Below are 18169 nucleotides of genomic sequence, written 5' to 3' on the forward strand. Positions count from 1 at the left end.
CACCACCAAAATCAAGAGCGCTATCCCGAAGGTGTTCAGCACGTTACTGAAGAACTTCCAGCCGCCCTTCTCGTCGCCCGCCACCTTGTATCCGGTGAAAATCGGGATGAAGATAATCGAGAGGAACCCGGTGCTCACCACGTGATTCAAGATATCCGGAATCATGAAGGCAAGGTCCAGGGCGTTCTTCTCGAGCGACACGCCCGCGGCATGCGCCAAGAGCATTTCACGGAAAATTCCGAGCACGCGGCTCAGGAGCATCGAAACGGCAACGATAATAGCGGCTTTATTCATAGACTAGTCGACGGTTGTAGAAACGTCATCCCTAGAAAACATAGAAAAGTGAAAGACTCACTAGTTGAAGGGGATGGCCGTTGAAGATAAGATACGTCATCCCAGAACGAACATCGGCTGAGACGAGACCCTTGCTCATGTCATCCTGGAGCGAACGAAGTGAACGACGGGATCCAGGATGATGCAGACAGAAGGATGTTGGCATTTACCCAATGGGCGCGTTCTTTTCTCTTTTGTATATTTGAGATATGAAAAAGATTCTCGCCGCTTTTTTATCGCTCGCCGCAATTTCATTTGCCGCCAACGTCCAGGTTCTCGCCCCGACCGGAGCGGAATTTGCGCCGGACGCACCGAATATGGTCCAGTCCATCGTGCGCGCCTCCGTGAGCGAGACGGGAAACACGCCTGTCGAAAGTTCAGCCGAAATCCAGCTGCGTACAAGCGTCATGACCATGGGCAGTTCCTTCGTCGTTGTCTGTGAACAAATTAACAACGGAACGATTGTCGGAAGCGGAAGGCAGAAGGCGAACTCCATCGACAACCTGGACTATGCCATCGACTGGGCCGTCAAGGGAGCCCTCGCAAACCTCGCCGCTGCAAATGCCAACGCACAGGGCGCCCCGCAAAACGGCAACTATGCAAACAACGGCTACTATCAGGAGCCGCAGCAGAATGTCGTCGTTGTCGTCCCGGCCGAACGCTACGAGCAACGCAACGGCGACCCGAACGACAATTTCGCGCACAAGCGCCCCACCCGCAACTATGTCAGCTACGGTCTCGGCGCAGCCCTTTGGCACAACTACGACTTCGTCGAAAAGAGCTGCAAGGGAGACTCCGCCTGCCACGAAAAATACGACACCGACCGCACCTGGGAACAGGCATTCGTCTTCCACTACGCCCGAATCTTCGAAGTCATTCCGCAGGCCGCAATGACTATCGTGAACAACATGAACCTCTCCTTCGGCGACGAATGGGAATGGCACGAAACCTTCCTCCTGGGCGGGCGATTCTTCCCGAGCACGGGAGTCGTCACGCCCTTCATCGGCGCAGGAATCGGCCTCGGCATCCAAACCGACAGCCACTACTACGACGGGGACGAAGGTTTTGCCATCGGCCTTGCGGGAGGAGCCGAACTGGGAATCATCTTCTTCCGCAATTCCGCGACGCAGCTCGAAATCGGCTTCGCGTGGGACGCCCTGTGGGACGGTTTCGAAAGTTTCGACCGCCGCTTCGGTGCAGGCAGCGCCTACATCGCCATCAACTACTAACCGAACCTCATTTAAACGAAACGAAGCGCGGCACTCCCGCGCTTATTTTCAATTCCGCACTTATTTTATTACCTGCAGCGAACACCCGCCAGTTTCTACACTGCCATCTTGAGCGCGTTCAGCGGACTGTCGCGCCGAATCTTCTTGAGCTGCTGCAGGCGCGACACGATAATGCCCGGGCGAATCTGGAACCTGCGCGAAAAGAACTCGATGCAGGCTTTTTCGGCAAAACGCCCGCAGCAAATCAGTTCGCATTCTTCCGCCTCGGTCATCAGGAGACTTTCGGCGACACGCTTCGCCTCGTTGCAACCATTCTTCGCCGTGGCAATCATCCCCGCCACCGTTTTCGGCGCAAGCAGGCAAGGACGCTTGCTGTGCGACTGCAGGATATGCCCCATGACATGGTAAACCGACTCCATGAATTCACCGTCGCTCATTGGCCCCGTCGGCAGCTGCACCACGGGCTGCAAGCCCCGCCAGAAACAAGCCGCCTTCGGAGCAGGCGCCATAATGAACGAAGGAACCTGCAATACCGCGATATCGCATTTCCGCAGAGTATCAATAACAATCTGGCGCAAGTTTTCCTTGAGCGGCAAGGCGTTCCTGCGCAAGAATTTTAAGTTATTCGCAATCACGTCGCGACTGATGAAAAAATCCGACGACGGGCGCGCCACCTGAATTTCACCCAGGCGAATCCATGCGGAATAGACCTGCGGATTGACCGTTTCCAAAGCAACGGAATACGTCTTTTTCCAGCCGTCCAGCGAGGCGACCCCCATGAACTTCATGATTTCGCGGGGAAGCAGTCCCGACTTGAATTTCTTATTGAAAGTGAGCCCTTCGGTCATGCGGATGTGGCCCAGCCGCTGCAACTCGCGAATCGGGAATCGCTGCGCCCAGTCGACCGCCTCCGCCGTGCAGAAACGCCTCTCGAAAGCCTTACGGGCCTGCGCCAGCGCCTCGCTGTCTACCGGGTCAACATTCCAAAGGACCTCCGCCGGGGTTCCCAGCAAAAATTCCAGCTCGCACATCTTCACGAACGAAAAACCTTCGACGAGCGTCCTGCGGGAATACCCGAGACGCGCAAAAATATCCTCCTGCACAAGCCCCTTGAGCTTCATCGCCCTGCGGACCGCCTCGTTAAAAATTTCATTCGTTGCAGGCATACTCTCACAATATAAAAAAGGGCCGCCTCGCATTCAAGCCGGCAGACCTTCCAATTTCATTTTTGTCAAAAACTACTCGGTGGCAGTTTCCAGGCCCTTGATACCGATATAGCGGACCTCGTTCTTGCTGTTCACGATAATCGCAAGACCCGTCAGGTAATTGACCCACCAGCGGCCCCACTTGTAGCGGATAGAGGCGGTCTTGTTGGTCGCCCAGGCAATCAGGGGCACGACAAATTCATCGTGGCTGATAACCACCTTCGCCTTCGGCATTTCGGCGTAGTCCTTGATCAGGTAAGTGTTGATGACTTCGAGGCTGCGTTCTTCCAGGTCGTAGAAGGCGTCGGCGAACTGACCGTCGTAGGCCCAGAGCGAAACGATGCCACTCGTGTTGGTATCCTTTCCGGTACTGCTAACATAGGAATCACGGAGATCCTCGTCCTTGATGAACCAGCCACCGGTCAACTCGGAAATGGTGTCGGAAACAAAGCTGTCGTCGCAAACCTGCACCTGGCCACGTCCCAAGGCGATATTGCAAGCCGTTTCCTTGGTGCGCACATAAGCCGTGTGGGCATATACAAACTCGTCGGCACTGATAAGTTTCTGACCCACGGACTGCGCCTGCAGAATACCGTTCTCCGTCAGCGGAGTCTCGCGACCTACACCAGATTCACGTTCGGCATGTCTCAGCACAAAGACCACCTTTTCATCGGGGGCCACCGTGTGGAAAGCGTTCGCGATATCGACAAAACCGATGCTGTCGTAAACCAGTTCTTCGGGGACAAACGGAACAGCCGGATCGACAGGATCAGAAGGTTCTGCCGGAACAGAAGGGTCGACCGTAGAGGCAGAAGAAATCTCCGTCGGGACAGGCGGTTGGGCCGGTGTACTTTCCGAATCGGAGGAACAGGCTGCCCAGAAAAAAGCGGGCACAGCGAGAACAAGCAAATTCTTTAACTTCATAGTAACAATTATATATTATTTGGGGCTTTCCTGCTAGACAAATCAGGAAAGATTTTATTTACAGAGTTAGATATCTTTCCCGCTCTTGGCGCAAAACGCGAGCACGACAAACGCCCCGGCAATAATCCCGATCAGCGGAAGGTCGGCCTGCCCGCGCAAAAACATCTTCAAGAAACGCACCGCCTGCGATGACATGAACGCATACCCCGCGCTACACAGCACCACAAACAACGCAAAACGCCCGACGAACGGGATACTCCGCGTTATCTTCTTAAAATAATTGTTGATGTGGCCACCGTAAATGATAAGCAAGGTAGCGACAAGACCCACCGAAATGGAGTCCATGTGAAGGCGCAAAAAATTCGCGAAATGGTGAATGTAGGGCTGCATGCAGTAAATATATAAAACTGCAAGGATTAGCCGTAAACAAACCCAAGAATTACCGCAACAGCGACTAAGACCACAATCTGCTTGACAATGTTGATATCGTTGGAATTCATGCCCCTAAATTACAATTTTAAAAGGGCAAAATCAATCTTGTAAGAAACGAATAATTTTTACAGATGTAAACATGTGACGAAGATTACACCGCCACACGATTTTCGAACCGAAATGCAAAAAAAATCCAGAAGCAACTGCCGCAAGACTCTTACTTCAGCAGTTCTTCGGGAACGCATTCGGCCATGGCCTCGTAGGCTTTTGCGCTCGGGTGCAGATGGTCGCCGGAATCGAATCCGCTGCTGAACGCCTTCGGATTGTCGTGACCGCGTACCGCCTTATCGAAGTCGACGCAGCCGTCAAAATCGGGTGCGGTGCGGAGCCATTCGTTGAACGCCATGCGGATGATGTCGCGGTTTTCGTTGTAGGTGCGCCAGCCGTAAATGGGCAGTAGCGTGCCGCTGTAAATCTTGAGGCCGAGTTTGCGCGCATGCGTAATGTAAAGCGAGCGTACGCCATTGATGAGGTCGTCTGCAGTGGGCATGTCGCTCCAGGGACGGAACTTGTTGACTTCTACGCCGACAGGGTGGATGATGTCGTTGATGCCGTGTTGCACGATTACCGTGCGGGCGCCTGCGACATTCATTTCAATCGGAAATCGCGTGGCACCCTTGAGGCCGTAGGCCGCGTAGGTGATGCAGCTGTATTCGCGGAGGATGCGCGTGCCGCTTACCGCGCGACGGATGATGGCCACGTTATTGAAACCTTCGCGTGCACAACGGAGCGTCAGGTAATCGGGCCAGTCCTGCGCCGTAATGGAATCGCCGAAACACACCAGCGCAAAGTTCTTTTCTTCGGTGAAGATGTCGATGGTGTTCAGGAAATAAATCCAGTTGGTTTTGCGCGTTAAGTCGTCAGGGAGTGTCGCGGACTTTGCGAAGTTGCCGTAGCTGTACTTGCCGCCCGAAAGCGGGCCCGTGATAGCCGTGCCTGCGTTCATCTGCGTAAAGTCGGCGAAGTAGAGGTTTACATCGAAAGTCTCGCCTGCGGTCACGTCGAATGGTATTTCGTCGCTCAGGATTTCTTCGCCCGCGGGGATCGTGCCGGAAGTGCTGCCGCCGAACGTGATGGCGACCGGGGAGTATGCGGAGGTTGCCTGGGAATGTGCGACATATGCTTCGGAAATCGTCACGGGTTCCGTGCCGGTGAGATTCGAAAAATGGAACCGCAACTTGTTCCCCGAAAAGCACGCACGAATCGGGTTGCGCAGCGTCAAGTCCTTGGCGTAGGTAGCTTCCTTGCGGTCAGTGATAGAGGTGGCGTTTCCCCAGCAGGCAACCCATTTCGAAAATTTCTCTGGCATATTGACTCCGCGAATGATTGCAACAGACAAAAATAGAAAAATGTAAATCCGCTATACCAATCGGCAAATCGGCAGCAGATACAAGAAGCATGCACACAGCACGGAACTTGCAGGGGCATTGGCCGCGGCAAGCACCATCGCCGTCGCAACCGACCACGGCACAAGCGCGATCACCGTCACCGCCGTATCATAAAGATCAAGCGCGTGGGATTCGTTCTTGACGATTGCGTTTGGCTTATCGCTGGATTTATCCGCATCGCATAATTTTGTTGTGCCCGGTGCAGAATCCGTGTCAAGATTTTCCGTGAGTTGGTGAGTCAGAATGATGGTGAGCGTCTGGTTGCAAACAACGCAGGCCGTAACGCAAGAAGCCACAAGCGTCGCACAAAAAGAGTTTGTCCTGGCCGCGATTTTTTCGACCGCAGATTTTAGGGGCGTAAGCATCCCGGTCTCCTTGAAAATCCCCGCATAGCACCCCGCAATAACCACGATCCAGAACACGTTCAACATCGAAAGAAATCCACCGCCATTAATCATCGGCGCAAGTTCCGGAGTGTGGGCGTGGAATCCAAAAACAACTGCTCGCAATACATCGGCAAGGGAATGATTTTCGATAACAAAAGCAAGCGGTAAAGCCGCGAGAGCACTCAGGAGCAACACCCGCGAAGACCGCACCCGGAGTACGGATAAAATAACCATCAAAACCGCAGGAAGAATGCACCACGGCGAAAGACTGAATTCCTTTGCGAAAAGCGCTCGCACCGGTTCCGCCGAAAAATTGCCCGCAACATCGCTTGCGTAAATCGAGTCGCCAGCCACCCCACTTAAATCATTCGCGAAACCGCAGAGACCAACAACCAGATAAATCGCGCAACTCAAGAGCAACGGAAGCCAAGTGGTTTTCAGCATCCGCCGCACATTCGCATAAATATCCGTATTCGTGATGTTCGCCGTCAAAAGCGCCATCGAAGATATCGGCGAAATCCTGTTCCCGAAATACGCCCCCGCCAAAATGGCGCCGCCCACCCAACAAGGCGACACGCCGAGCGCATGCCCCGCTGTCGCGCAAACTACCCCCACCGTTGCCGCCGTACCAAGCGCAGTCCCCGTCAAGAGCGACATCGCACAGTTCAGCAGGAATACCGCAAGCAAGAAACCGCTCCCGTGAATAAACTGCACCGAATGCACCACCATCAGCGGGATGACGCCACCCGCCCGCCACAAGGCCGTCAACAAACCGAGCAGCACAAACAAAATAAGAATCCCCTTCGCCGTGACAATGCCGCGCCCGCACATGGCGAGCACGCGCCGCACCCCATGCCCCCGCACCAGCGCATAACCTACAAAAAACGCAAGCCCCGCCAGCATGGCAAACACCAGCTTCACCTTGAAGGCAAGCGCCGCCACCAAGACTGCTACGAACAAAAGAAGTGTACAAAGCTCAAGAAACATAGAGAGGTAAATTTAGATAAAAATGGAGAGCTTGAAAAATAGCTAATTTGCGGTTGCCTTGCTAGGTAGAAAATGAGCGAGATTTCGTACAGTAAAAAGAATGACCGGATTGAATGCGTGCGTTACAAGGATTGGCGCAAGTCGTACCCGCCGCACACGCATACCGCCCACATGACCGTCGGCTATATTGAAGAGGGCCGCGTTTGCATGGTACTGAACGGCGAAGCGAAAATTTACGGCGCCGGAGAACGGTTCCAAATTCCACCGAATACGTTGCACGAAATCAAGACTGTCGGCGATGAATGTTATTCAATGGTGGTGCTGTGTACCGCTTTAGAGGTCGACGAGATTGTAGCTGAGGACTGCGCGCGGGATTATGAAAGTATAGTCGCGCGGTTAGATGAATTGCAAAAAAACATCCTTGAAAATCCCGAAAACATTTATCTGATAGAGCAAATGGCGCATGATGCATGCATCAGCCCGTTCCACATGATACGCGAATTCAAAAAGGCCTTCGGACTCACGCCGCATCAGTTCCAGATGCAATGCAAAGTCCGCAAGGCGCAAAAGCTGCTCGAAGAAAGGCCCGCAGCCGAGGTGACCTTTGACGCTGGATTTTACGACCAAAGCCACATGGACCGCTGCTTTAAAAAAGTCGTCGGCCTTTCTCCGAAAGAATATAAACGTGCCGTGAAGACAGACACATAAAAGCGGATGACTAATACGTCATTGCGAGACCGTAAGGGCGACGCAATCTCTTAGCATTACCTTTTCTGTCATCCCCGCGTAAGCGGGGATCTCCTTAACAAAGCGCTGGCATGAACTTTGCGAACAGATAAAGCCCCTGGTCGCCAGCGTCTACCTGGTGCGGGACCTTCGCCGGCATAATCGAGATGACGCCCGGAACGCATTCGAGCTTGGCGCCATCATTGATGCAAACTCCGCTCCCCGCAATGACCTCGTGCATTTCGAGCTGGGTTTCGTGAATGTGCGTTTTGATGCTCTTGTTCGGCGCAATTCTCACCAAGTGATAGCTGAACGTGCCGCCGGTCTCTTTTGCGGTAATGATATGCTTGAGTTCTACCCCCTCGAAAGTCGGATGCTTGGACCACGCGATACCTTTGAAAGCGACCGTTTTGCTCGGGAGCCTGAGCTCGCCCTCGTTGAATTTTTCAAAAATATCGTTACCGAGATTAGCTTTTCCCATGATTTAACTCCTATGATAGTGTTTCGTCCGCGACTGTTGCTAACTGCGTCGCGATTATGCCCGAAATCTATACGAAGGGGTGCATGGAAAAATTGGATAAAATTGCGGAAAATTATTTATATTTGCCTTGTACTTTTAACGGAGACTGGATGCTGTTTAGCAAATCTTGATTCATTGTCTAGGGCCTTGGGAGACATTCCTTGGGCCGTCTTCCAAGGCGATTTTTATGCCCGTCATAAAAATTCAACCTGGAGATAAACAATGAAAAATTACACCATCCGCACGGAACAACCGCGCGACTTTAAGACCGTCGAAAACCTTACCCGCGAAGCCTTCTGGAACGTGTACCGTCCCGGATGCACCGAGCATTACGTGCTGCACTGCTACAGGAGCGAGCCCGACTTTGTGCCGGAACTCTCGCTCGTGCTGGAAGTGGACGGCGAAATCATCGGGCACGTGATGTACGCGTGGTCGCACATCGACGCCGACGACGGGCGCAAAATCCGCATGATGACCTTCGGGCCCATCAGCATCCGCCCCGACTATAAGCGCAAGGGATACGGGAAAACATTGCTCGACCATTCCATGCGAATTGCCGCCGAGATGGGCGCGGGCTGCCTCCTGATTTGCGGGAACATCGCGTTCTACGGCAAGAGCGGCTTTGTGGTCGCGAGCACCAGGGGAATTCGCTATGCCGACGACCCCGAAAGCGACGCGCCTTACTTCCTCTGCAAGGAACTGCAGGAGGGGTTCCTCGACGGAATCACCGGCAGCTACCGCGATCCCGAACCGTACTTTGTCGCCATGCGCAATCCCGAGGCGTTCAAGAAGTACGATAAGGAGTTTCCGCATAAGGAAAAGCTAGTATTGCCCGGGCAGCTAGGGTAACGAAAGGTCACTGAGCTTGCCGAAGTGACCGAGCGAAAGTGAAAAGGCGTCAGGAGAAATATTCTTCTGGCGCTTTTCTTTGACACTATTCCCATTTTGAACTGTCGCAAAATTTGCGACAGTTGGGGATATCTTTGGTGTCAACGGGTTCATGCTCAAAAAGTTGTGACCAAACACAAAGTTGATATAAAAAATATCGAAAATTTGTTTAGTGGAGTAAAAATTAAGGGAAAAGCCTTGCTCTCGCTATTACCCGACTCCGCCTCTTGCCCAGCCGTAGCCTTGCACGGCCATATCAATGAAGTGGTTTAGGAGTAGGTTGCTCTTTACGTTGAATAAATCAATGTCATAGCAGTCCGGCAAATGGGGCGGTTTCGGGGCGTCCAGAACTTCTTCAATAGTGCTCTTGACTTTGGCGCGAGTCTGTTCGTCCTTATACCAATCAACCACAAGAATTTTCTGGCGATTTTCTTGCATTTTTTTGAAAAGCGCTTTGGCGGTCAGCAATACTTCTTGTTCCTGCGCTTTTGTCAGTTTCTTGCCCATCACGAGCAAGTCAAAGATTTCCAATTCTTCGTCTGATAGGCCCATCGTAGCCGCGCGAGAATCTTCTTTCTTCAATTCTTCAACAAGCTTGATCAACTGTTCGTAATAATCTTCGTTTTCCGTTCCGCCAGCGTTGTAACGGTTGATGATGTTGCGGAATCTTTCGGAGAACTTGATTCTCGTAACGTTTTTGTTAATCATTTGCTGCAAGGCTCTTTCGATGAATTCTTTCATGTCGTTGATTTCAACAGCCTTGTATTTTGCTTGTTTGATTTCCTTGCGCAGGCCGTTTGCATCAATTTTTGAAAGGTCAATCAGTTTGGACCCGCGCATATACGTTTGCGTTCCTGAAATATCACGGAGTTCGCTAGCGCCATCAGCTTTCACGCTTTCCGAAGAGACGCTGCTATCCAGCAAGTCTCCCATTCTCTTGCGGGCTTTTTCAATTTTCTCGTCATCAATCAGGCGGAAGAATTGTCCGTGCAAGTAAATGAGTGCGCTGAATATTGGATTACTCCAATCGCGTTCAAAAATTTCTGGCTTTGAAGCGTCGTAAAGATTCAGCAAGGTGTTTAAAATGACTTTGAACTTTTCGGCATTTTCGTCAATTTCTACGATTTTGTTATATGCATTGCGAATGTCTTCCAATTTATCGAAAGTGGATGCTCCGTCCAAAATCTTGTAGAGATCAATTTCGTGTTCGAGAAGGAATTTGTGAGCTTCTTCTATACAGGCATTAATGTTGCCAATCAGTTCGTCGATATTTTTAGCGGGGAATTCACTACCGTCATCGCCAATAGCGTATGCGGCCAAAGCCTGCTTCATGAACTTGAATACGTTCACATAGTCCACGATGATGCCGCACGGTTTCCCAGGGAATACACGGTTCGCTCTTGCGATTGCCTGCATCAACGTGTGGTTTTTCATGGGTTTGTCGAGGTAAAGCGTGCTAAGGCTCTTTACATCAAAACCGGTAAGCCACATGGCGCAGACAAAGACCAACTGCAAATTGTCATTAGGATCTTTGAATCGGTCTTCAATATCTTTGCCTTCGGGGGTGATCGCGTTCATCTTGTTGCGATGTGCCGAAATATCCAAACCCTGTGCCTTGAACTTTTGAACTTCGTCCGCTTCTTCTGAAACGATAACCGCCATCTCGACCTTGTCCATGTAATTCAAGATTGCGGTTAAGCGTTCGCGTTCTTCCTGTGTCGATACATTATTCCGTTCGATGGTCAGCGCCTTCTTTTCTTCTTTCCAATAGTGCTGAACCTTGTCGTACATCTTTACGGCAGTAAACTTGTCGACGGATACGACCATGCCCTTGCCAAGGAATCCACGACGCGGGAAATGGTGGGCGATGTCCCTTGCAATCTTGTCTAGGCGGTCTTCGCGCTTGATGACTTCCAGAATGCGCGAACTGGAATTTTCCAAAAGATTCGCTTCGGCTTCGTTGAGATTCTCGTCTTCGATAATTGAGACAACATCATCGTCAAGGAAGTTGTTCTGGAGCCCGACTTCGGGAACGCGCCTGCTGTAAAATAGCGGGACGGTAGAACCGTCTTCTACGGATTGTGCGAAGTTATATTCCGAAACATAGTTGCCGAACCACTGATTCGTAAGATGCTTGCTCCCGAGCAACGGCGTACCCGTAAATGCGATAAAGTTTGCATTCGGCAAAGCGGTTCGCATATTTTCGGCTAAGGTCTTGTATTGCGTGCGGTGCGCTTCATCTACCAGGACAAAGATGTCATCACGGGTAGAAAGTACGGGATATTTTTTGCCTTTCTCGTAACCAAACTTGTGTATCAGCGTGAATATGAAAGGTTTATTGCCTTGCAGGTATTCCCTAAGCTGTGCGCCGTTCTTGGGCTGGCATTCATCCTTCGGCCCAATGATTTCGGTGCGAATGAAATTCTTGTGAATCTGCGTGTCAAGGTCATCGCGGTCGGTGATGACAAGGAATGTGAAATTCCCATGGAACTTGCGATTGACCTTGCGGGCGAACATCGCCATCGAATAACTCTTGCCGCTCCCTTGTGTGTGCCAGAAAACGCCGAGCTTGCCGTCCAGTTCCTTGCGGTTCTTTACTGCCTCGCACAAGTTGTTCACACCCATGAACTGGTGGTTCTTGGCGATAATCTTGATGGACTGGTTTTCAAACAAGATGAAGTTTTCGATATAGTCGATGATGGTCGCCTTGTTTAGCAATCCCTTAACCATGTATTCAGCGCTGACACCTTCGCCGCGAATGTATTTGCGGTCGATTTTATCGTCTTCGCTAGACTTGAGCCATTCAAAGAAATAATCGTAACTGGCGTTGAACGCCCCAAGCTTTGTCTCGAAACCGTTCGAAAGCACGCAAATCTGGTTGAGCGCGAAAAGGTTCGGAATATCCTTCTTGTAGCTCGTTAAATTCTTGTTGTAGGCTTCTTCAATCTTGACGGTGCTATTTTTCAGTTCGATAAAGACAAGTGGCAACCCATTTACAAATATCAAAACATCGGGACGGCGGTAATTGAACCGTCCTTGAATCCACATTTGCGAAACAGCCGTAAATGTATTGTTTTCGGGGTGTACAAAATCAATAAAAGCAACATCCTCAAAATCCGACTTGCCGTCCCTGATAAATTTCACGCGAACGCCATCACGCAGCTTTTTGTAGAGCGTGTAATTGGTTGCGGTTATATCTGTTCCTGAATAGTCTCGTGCAAGTTCATGGACTAGTTCGTCCAACTTGTCTTTTGGGACATTCGGATTGAGCCTTGTGAGTGATTCTCGCAAGATTGCTGGCAAAACGCCTTGCTTTTTGTTTGCCCTACCAGTTCCGTCATTCAGGTCATCCATTTTTTCCGGAGATGGGTCACAACGGACAATCTGATAGCCGAAGGGCTCTGCCTCCAGCATTTTCAGAATAGCCTGTTCAATGTCATCTTCCGAAATAAAGGACTTCATGCCATAAAATTAACTCTTTGCGATTGGTTCTTAATGATTTTTTTTGCTTTTTTATCCTAAAATGGGGCTGGTTTTGATGTTTTGAGCGAAAAAGACGTTGTTAGGGATAGTTTAGTAACGCGCAAAAGACAACATATGCAAATGTTTGAATTAAGATACATTTTTGATACAAAGTGCACAAAATGGAATAATTAGATATATTTTGTTCGCGTTTTTTAAATTGTTCAAAATGAACATGTAAATCTTTTTTCGTCAAATATGAAACGAAACGTTTTTTTATTCTTTTTGGCTTTGGGCCTGTTTCTTTCTGGATGTACTTCTACCAACATTAATTCTCCTCAACGTGTTCAGCAGACTTGTACTACAACGCCAATAAGTAGCAGTGAAAGTCAAGAAAAACAATGCTGCTTAAAAGATACGCTGGTTATACAGCGTGCGGAAGAAGTGTGCTCGTTGAATGATGCAAAGGATTCTGTGTCTAATGCGTCGTCTACTAATGTTACGGTAAGTCCCTCGGTACCGTTGGATTTTAGTAGAGATTATGAATTACGTGGTCGCCTTAATTATCAAAAGGAAGAAATAATCGATTCGCGGGAAGGTTGTTTTGGCGCGAATTGTCAGGTAAATAATGTTTATATTGGGAACGCAAATGAAAAAAAGTTTTTTTATAGTATCAAAGATACTAGTCAATCACTGAATGCTTATTTAGTTGAAGAAAAGTATTTATATGCTCTAGGTATCTTTTCTTGCGTCCCATTAATTTTATTAATAGTAATGATAATTCAGCGTTCCATGACTTTAAAAAAGAAATCGAAAGATATCGGAACTTACAATATACTTTCACCAACTGAAAAAGCTGATAATGTTTATGATGAAATTTATAAACAATTGGAATATGCGATTATCGAAGAAGAAGGAAAAGTGAATAATATTGCAATTAGTGGCCCATATGGTGCTGGAAAAAGTTCTGTGTGGCAGACTTTTTGCGAAAAGATGAAAGTTAAAGAGAAGAAAAAAATCGTTGAAATTTCTTTGGCAAAGTTTAATAATCCCAATGAGAATGAATCTTCGCAAACGTATAGCGAGTCAGAAGTGGAATGTGCTATCATTCAACAGTTTATTTTTTCGAAGAAATATACAGATTTAAAGTATTCAAATGTTCCGAGGATTTATAATTTAACAGATTTAAAGACAATTCTATTGACAACGTTTGTTTTCATTCTGTTTGCATTAATTGTTCCGTTTGCCAATGAGACTATTTTGAGTGTTGTAAAAGCTTGGTTGAAAAGTCCTTTTGAAATAGGAACAATTTATATTCCTCTGATATTGTCATTTGTATACATTTTAATTTTCTATGCTATTCAAAAAATAAACAAACTGAGAATTTCTAAAATAAATTTGAAGGATTTAGAATTAACTACGTGTGACGAGGGTTCTTTATTTGACAAATATATAAACGAAATCGTCTATTTTTTTGAAGCGACAAAATGTAATTGTGTTGTTATTGAAGACCTTGACCGATTTGATACTTTGAAATACTTTACTAAACTTCGGGAAATAAACTTTTTAATAAATAATTATCCTGGAATAAAAGATAGAGTTAAGTTTGTGTATCTCGTTAAAGATGATATTTTAGCGTCTGAAGAAAGAACAAAATTTTTCGATATGATTATACCTGTGATACCAGTGTTAAATGGCAGGACTGAAACTATAAAATATATAAAAACTCATTTTTTAAGAAAGACAAAAATGCCTATAAATGACGCAGATAAAGAAAAACCGTTTCTTAGTGATGGATATTTAAAGAAAATGGCTAAATATTTAAGTGATCTTCGCTTGGTGAAGAACTGCTTTAATGAGTTTAAAGTATTTAAAGAAGTTGCTATAAAAAATCATGGTGAGTTGGACGATGAGAAAATATTCACTTTGGTGCTTTATAAAAATTTCAATCCTAAAAATTATCAAAATTTGATAAGTGAAGAAGGTGTGCTATACTATTGTTTAAATGACGCTCCTTTTGAATTTGAAAAAGAAACTGCGAATAAAGGTGTAATGTATTTCTCTCAGATTCATAACATATAAGAAAATTTTTAACGAAAAAAAGGCGAAAAAATGATTAAGTCATTGAAGCAACTGTTAAAAGATGTAGAAAATGCTAGCTTAAAAAATTTTATAAAAAAGCAAAAAAGGATAATTGAAGATGAATTAGGATATAGCCGAAGAGAGCGTGTTGATGAAGACTTCCTTTTCACGGTGCTTTCAGAAGGATTTATTAATGAGGAATATCGTTATTATATTCAACAAACATCGGAAGACCTTTTGGATGCAAATGCTCGTTTTTATCTTAAAACGGTAAAAAATGAACTAGAGCCGGAATTCACAAAAAAAATAACAGATGTAGAATCAGTGGTTGCGGAAATAAAGGATTTTCAGTGGTCTAGCCCTTCCGTGCTGAATAATGATGTGTTTACTTATTTGAATAAGTATAAATTATCGAATCAAATAGATTGGTTTATAAATGCGATAAAAAACTATTATGAAGAATATGGAAAAAACGATTTCGTTGATCAATATATTGGTTCAATAGAAAAATTAAATGATAGGGATGAAATTGTAAATAGATTATTGAACGAATTGTCGAAAAAGCTTAATTCAGATATTTCAAAAGATTCTAAAATGAATTTTCTTTTGTCTTTTTTCAGTAATGAGTCTGGTGCATTATTGTGCGAAATGATAAAAAATAGGCCTGTTGATGATGATTATACGAAATTTTTAGATGTTTTTTTTGGAAAAAGGGAGCCTGTTTTAGGTTATGTTCTTGATTATGCAGAAACGAATGCTTCTTTTAAGAAAAAACTGCTTGAAATAAATGTTGAAGTAAAAAAGGTATCGGACTATGTAGATTCTATTCAGAAAAAATTAGTTAATAACGCCATGTTTCTTTTGTCCAAAGAAAATTTAGACTATATTATTGCTCGGCAGACTGATATCCAACCTCATTTCTATTATGATTATATAAGAAAGAATCCTAGATTAAAAAATAAAATAAATGGTTCTGAAAAAGCCTGTGATTTTGTCGATGAATTTCTTGTTGGTGACTCGGAATGTAAATTTGCGCCTGAAGGAATTGTCGATTTTCTTTTTACTACAACGATTGATGATGTTGAAATTGAGAGGTTTGTTGATAAGATAGAAGATGAGTATGTTGATTTGGTATACTTACCAAAATTTTTTAGAGAAAATACGAATTATATTGTGACGTTGGATTCGACTATTATTCACTTGTTACTCAGTCATAATAAAATTAAAGTCGACTTTAATAACGTGTTGTTTGTTTCCGCGAGTAATATTGTTGATGATATAATTCTACTTGCGAAAAAACAGGTGAGCAAAGATCGTGGAAGTATACAATTATATTTCATAGATGATTTTGCTAAATTGAATTTAGGACGCTTTTACAGCTTTCTTTTTAAGGAGAAGAAAGTTGATAACGAACTTTTTGAAGAAGAATCGAATTTTTTAATAACAAATAATGTTGATATTGTCGATTTAGCGACTTCTGTGATAGAAAAAAATGAAACTATTCCGGACGAAAAAATGCACGTCTTTGTAAGGCTTATTTTTGGTAGACATTGTCCGAAAAAAGAAACAAATAATGCATTCTGCGCCATTATCAAGAAAGAATTTGATTATTTCATAAATAATTTTGGAAATATTGAGCATGAATATTTAGGAAAAAAATGCTGGCCGCTCAATTTATCAATTCTTCTAAAAAATGAAAATAACATCCTAGAAGATTATCATTTAAGTCATATAATGGGAAAAATATCAATAGAATATTTTAATGAAGTGGTAAAAGAATTGTGCGATCAAATCGGCATTTTTGATACTTCGAAAATAGTTGATAAACTTTTAGATGAAAATTGTTTGAATAGATGGATGACTAATTTTGGCAAAGACAAAATTGTTGCACTTGTGAATTCAATGAAGAATTTTATAACTGAAGATTTTGAAATTGTGTTGAAAAATAGAATTAATTCGCTGTAGCTTTTTAAGAATACTTGCTTGGCTCATTGAACTGTTTTCAGGAACGCATCAATTTTGCTGTAAATGTCTGAGCCGATAACGCTGCAAGTTATGCTTTGCGCCCAAACGCCCAAACTGTTGAGTAGCGTTCCGATAGATTTAGAATCTTTTTGATTGATTTTTTGGCCAATTTTTTCAATTTGGGTGTTTAAAAGATTTCTGTCGTTTTCATCGACAGATGGTACTTTTATCAGCTCTTTTATAGATTTAAGAAGTTTTTTGGCCCCTTCGTAATCAAATTCTTTTACTCCGTTTGCGTTTAGAGTGGAGTTGATTGCAGATCCAACAACATTTGATCCATTTATGTTCCCATAGTTGTTTATAATGGTCGTATTTTTGGCAATGTCTTTTTCTTTAGACCGAATATCAAATTCTTCTTTTGAAACGTCTTTCGGTTCCAAATCAATAGCCCATTCAGAAATCTTTCTTTTGACTATTTCAAGGATTGTTTTATACTGGTATTTTGAAAAATGGGCACAGATGTCTCTAGAGGCCAATAATGGATTTAATTCGCCGAAAAGGTTATGTAGTTCTGCAGATATTGGCGAAATAATTGTTTCTTTTGGTGAATTCAAAAATAATTCTATTTCAGAAGTTCCTTGTTTTACGGGAATATGCAGGCAATTTGCTAAAGGCGAATTGCTTGGAATGATTATTGGTTTCCAGGGACCTATACTACTCTTTGCTTTAAATATTGCGTTAATATATCGATATTTCGGAACTATTTGATCTCCGTAGCCGTCAATTTCTTTTCTTAAGAAATCCGCCATTTCTTTTTGCCCTAATTTATGGGCGGTAAAATATGCTTTTTGGAAAAGAGCTGCATAAGAAATAGTTGGATTGACGCAATCCATTTGTAATTCTATAACCAGCTTTGACATTTATTCTTTCCTTTGCGTTTGGATGCTTGAAATAGAATCGTTTAGCACGCCGGCAACATTCGAACTAGTTACATTGCCGTTAATGATGATTTGAATGGACGGAACATCTTTGACTTTATTTTGCTCTTCGTCAGAGAAAACAAGATCTTCTCCAAATATGCCTTGTTTTTCTAGTTTCAAAGCCCAATCTAAAATGAGTTTACGGACAATTTGGAGTATCGAAGTGACTTTTGCAGCCATAAAAATTTTACGAACATGTAACGGTTTGGGCATGTCAATTTCTTGATAGATGGCTAGTTGTTCATCGTAATTCAATCGGACTTCGAGCATTTCACGTTTGGATTGATCAATTTTTTCAATTTCGGCAACGGATTCTACTATGATGCTCATGGACCATGGACTGCCAGCAGGAAAAGATATGGGTTCCCAACGTTTTGCGGTCTCTTTGTATGCTTCTGCATTTACATGAATTTTACGATATAATGGGATGAGTTTATCTTCTATGTCATAGTAGCCGTTGATTTCATTGGTGCAAAAATCAGCCATGTCTTTGATGTTTAATTTTTCAGCAATTGCATACGCCCTGAGTAATAAATTATAGCAGGACACTTTTTCTTCAAGACATGCTTGCTGTAAATCTAGAACCATTTTTGACATGATAA

Annotated in this window: 15 protein-coding genes; 5 read left to right on the top strand and 10 right to left on the bottom strand. The window is 45.1% G+C overall.

Going from position 1 to position 18169, the window contains the following annotated elements; genetic code table 11:
- Nucleotides 1-294: lipid II flippase MurJ (locus BUA93_RS14210; RefSeq protein WP_217651020.1), on the bottom strand; the 294-nt coding region annotated here is incomplete at its 3' end.
- Nucleotides 295-542: 248 nt separating this feature from the next.
- Between BUA93_RS14210 and BUA93_RS14215 the strand changes: the two genes are divergently transcribed.
- Nucleotides 543-1562 carry a hypothetical protein gene (locus BUA93_RS14215; RefSeq protein WP_072980525.1) on the top strand — a complete coding sequence of 340 codons (1020 nt, stop codon included), beginning with the start codon at nt 543-545 and terminating at the stop codon, nt 1560-1562.
- 95 nt (nt 1563-1657) lie between these two features.
- On the opposite strand, the gene BUA93_RS14220 is transcribed toward BUA93_RS14215, so the two are convergent.
- The 5 genes from BUA93_RS14220 to BUA93_RS14240 form a co-directional block, all read right to left on the bottom strand.
- Entirely contained in the window at nt 1658-2728 is a 1071-nt protein-coding gene (locus BUA93_RS14220; RefSeq protein ID WP_139258111.1) for a hypothetical protein, read from the bottom strand.
- A 72-nt stretch (nt 2729-2800) separates the two neighbouring features.
- Nucleotides 2801-3691: a histidine phosphatase family protein gene (locus BUA93_RS14225; RefSeq protein WP_072980529.1), complete on the bottom strand. Its 891-nt coding sequence runs from the start codon at nt 3689-3691 to the stop codon at nt 2801-2803.
- A gap of 66 nt (nt 3692-3757) precedes the next feature.
- A complete protein-coding gene (locus tag BUA93_RS14230) occupies nt 3758-4081 on the bottom strand; it encodes a DUF3392 family protein (protein ID WP_072980531.1) in 324 nt (107 codons plus the stop codon).
- 259 nt (nt 4082-4340) lie between these two features.
- Nucleotides 4341-5492 (bottom strand): SGNH/GDSL hydrolase family protein, encoded by a 1152-nt coding sequence (locus BUA93_RS14235; RefSeq protein WP_072980533.1) that lies wholly within the window; start codon nt 5490-5492, stop codon nt 4341-4343.
- A 51-nt stretch (nt 5493-5543) separates the two neighbouring features.
- The gene (locus BUA93_RS14240) at nt 5544-6944 is read right to left on the bottom strand and encodes a Na+/H+ antiporter NhaC family protein (RefSeq protein WP_072980535.1); all 1401 of its coding nucleotides are present in this window, start codon (nt 6942-6944) and stop codon (nt 5544-5546) included.
- A 72-nt stretch (nt 6945-7016) separates the two neighbouring features.
- Here BUA93_RS14240 and BUA93_RS14245 point away from each other — a divergent pair, with 72 nt between their 5' ends.
- A complete protein-coding gene (locus BUA93_RS14245) occupies nt 7017-7652 on the top strand; it encodes a helix-turn-helix domain-containing protein (RefSeq protein WP_072980537.1) in 636 nt (211 codons plus the stop codon).
- Nucleotides 7653-7746: 94 nt separating this feature from the next.
- On the opposite strand, the gene BUA93_RS14250 is transcribed toward BUA93_RS14245, so the two are convergent.
- The gene (locus BUA93_RS14250; protein WP_072980539.1) at nt 7747-8151 is read right to left on the bottom strand and encodes a cupin domain-containing protein; all 405 of its coding nucleotides are present in this window, start codon (nt 8149-8151) and stop codon (nt 7747-7749) included.
- A 261-nt stretch (nt 8152-8412) separates the two neighbouring features.
- On the opposite strand from BUA93_RS14250, the gene BUA93_RS14255 reads away from it, so the two are divergent.
- Nucleotides 8413-9039 (top strand): GNAT family N-acetyltransferase, encoded by a 627-nt coding sequence (locus BUA93_RS14255; RefSeq protein ID WP_072980542.1) that lies wholly within the window; start codon nt 8413-8415, stop codon nt 9037-9039.
- Nucleotides 9040-9288: 249 nt separating this feature from the next.
- Here BUA93_RS14255 and BUA93_RS14260 read toward each other — a convergent pair whose 3' ends face one another.
- Nucleotides 9289-12540 carry a type I restriction endonuclease subunit R gene (locus tag BUA93_RS14260; protein WP_072980544.1) on the bottom strand — a complete coding sequence of 1084 codons (3252 nt, stop codon included), beginning with the start codon at nt 12538-12540 and terminating at the stop codon, nt 9289-9291.
- A gap of 258 nt (nt 12541-12798) precedes the next feature.
- On the opposite strand from BUA93_RS14260, the gene BUA93_RS14265 reads away from it, so the two are divergent.
- Both BUA93_RS14265 and BUA93_RS14270 read left to right on the top strand, forming a co-directional pair.
- A complete protein-coding gene (locus BUA93_RS14265) occupies nt 12799-14622 on the top strand; it encodes a YobI family P-loop NTPase (RefSeq protein ID WP_072980545.1) in 1824 nt (607 codons plus the stop codon).
- A 30-nt stretch (nt 14623-14652) separates the two neighbouring features.
- On the top strand, nt 14653-16587 hold the full coding sequence (locus tag BUA93_RS14270; RefSeq protein WP_072980546.1) for a hypothetical protein: 1935 nt from the start codon (nt 14653-14655) through the stop codon (nt 16585-16587).
- Nucleotides 16588-16610: 23 nt separating this feature from the next.
- On the opposite strand, the gene BUA93_RS14275 is transcribed toward BUA93_RS14270, so the two are convergent.
- Together BUA93_RS14275 and BUA93_RS14280 are read right to left on the bottom strand one after the other, a co-directional pair.
- Nucleotides 16611-17507 (bottom strand): AbiTii domain-containing protein, encoded by an 897-nt coding sequence (locus BUA93_RS14275; RefSeq protein WP_072980547.1) that lies wholly within the window; start codon nt 17505-17507, stop codon nt 16611-16613.
- On the bottom strand, nt 17508-18164 hold the full coding sequence (locus tag BUA93_RS14280) for an AbiTii domain-containing protein (protein WP_072980548.1): 657 nt from the start codon (nt 18162-18164) through the stop codon (nt 17508-17510).
- Between the last annotated feature and the right edge of the window lie 5 nt (nt 18165-18169).

This window comes from Fibrobacter sp. UWH4 (genome assembly GCF_900142475.1).
In the GTDB taxonomy this organism is placed as follows: domain Bacteria; phylum Fibrobacterota; class Fibrobacteria; order Fibrobacterales; family Fibrobacteraceae; genus Fibrobacter.

Coding starts and splice junctions, on each gene's coding strand:
- BUA93_RS14245 (WP_072980537.1), top strand. CDS start 7,017: ATGAGCGAGATTTCGTACAGTAAAAAGAATGACCGGATTGAATGCGTG.
- BUA93_RS14240 (WP_072980535.1), bottom strand. CDS start 6,944: ATGTTTCTTGAGCTTTGTACACTTCTTTTGTTCGTAGCAGTCTTGGTG.
- BUA93_RS14270 (WP_072980546.1), top strand. CDS start 14,653: ATGATTAAGTCATTGAAGCAACTGTTAAAAGATGTAGAAAATGCTAGC.
- BUA93_RS14225 (WP_072980529.1), bottom strand. CDS start 3,691: ATGAAGTTAAAGAATTTGCTTGTTCTCGCTGTGCCCGCTTTTTTCTGG.
- BUA93_RS14230 (WP_072980531.1), bottom strand. CDS start 4,081: ATGCAGCCCTACATTCACCATTTCGCGAATTTTTTGCGCCTTCACATG.
- BUA93_RS14235 (WP_072980533.1), bottom strand. CDS start 5,492: ATGCCAGAGAAATTTTCGAAATGGGTTGCCTGCTGGGGAAACGCCACC.
- BUA93_RS14215 (WP_072980525.1), top strand. CDS start 543: ATGAAAAAGATTCTCGCCGCTTTTTTATCGCTCGCCGCAATTTCATTT.
- BUA93_RS14250 (WP_072980539.1), bottom strand. CDS start 8,151: ATGGGAAAAGCTAATCTCGGTAACGATATTTTTGAAAAATTCAACGAG.
- BUA93_RS14265 (WP_072980545.1), top strand. CDS start 12,799: ATGAAACGAAACGTTTTTTTATTCTTTTTGGCTTTGGGCCTGTTTCTT.
- BUA93_RS14275 (WP_072980547.1), bottom strand. CDS start 17,507: ATGTCAAAGCTGGTTATAGAATTACAAATGGATTGCGTCAATCCAACT.
- BUA93_RS14260 (WP_072980544.1), bottom strand. CDS start 12,540: ATGAAGTCCTTTATTTCGGAAGATGACATTGAACAGGCTATTCTGAAA.
- BUA93_RS14280 (WP_072980548.1), bottom strand. CDS start 18,164: ATGTCAAAAATGGTTCTAGATTTACAGCAAGCATGTCTTGAAGAAAAA.
- BUA93_RS14255 (WP_072980542.1), top strand. CDS start 8,413: ATGAAAAATTACACCATCCGCACGGAACAACCGCGCGACTTTAAGACC.
- BUA93_RS14220 (WP_139258111.1), bottom strand. CDS start 2,728: ATGCCTGCAACGAATGAAATTTTTAACGAGGCGGTCCGCAGGGCGATG.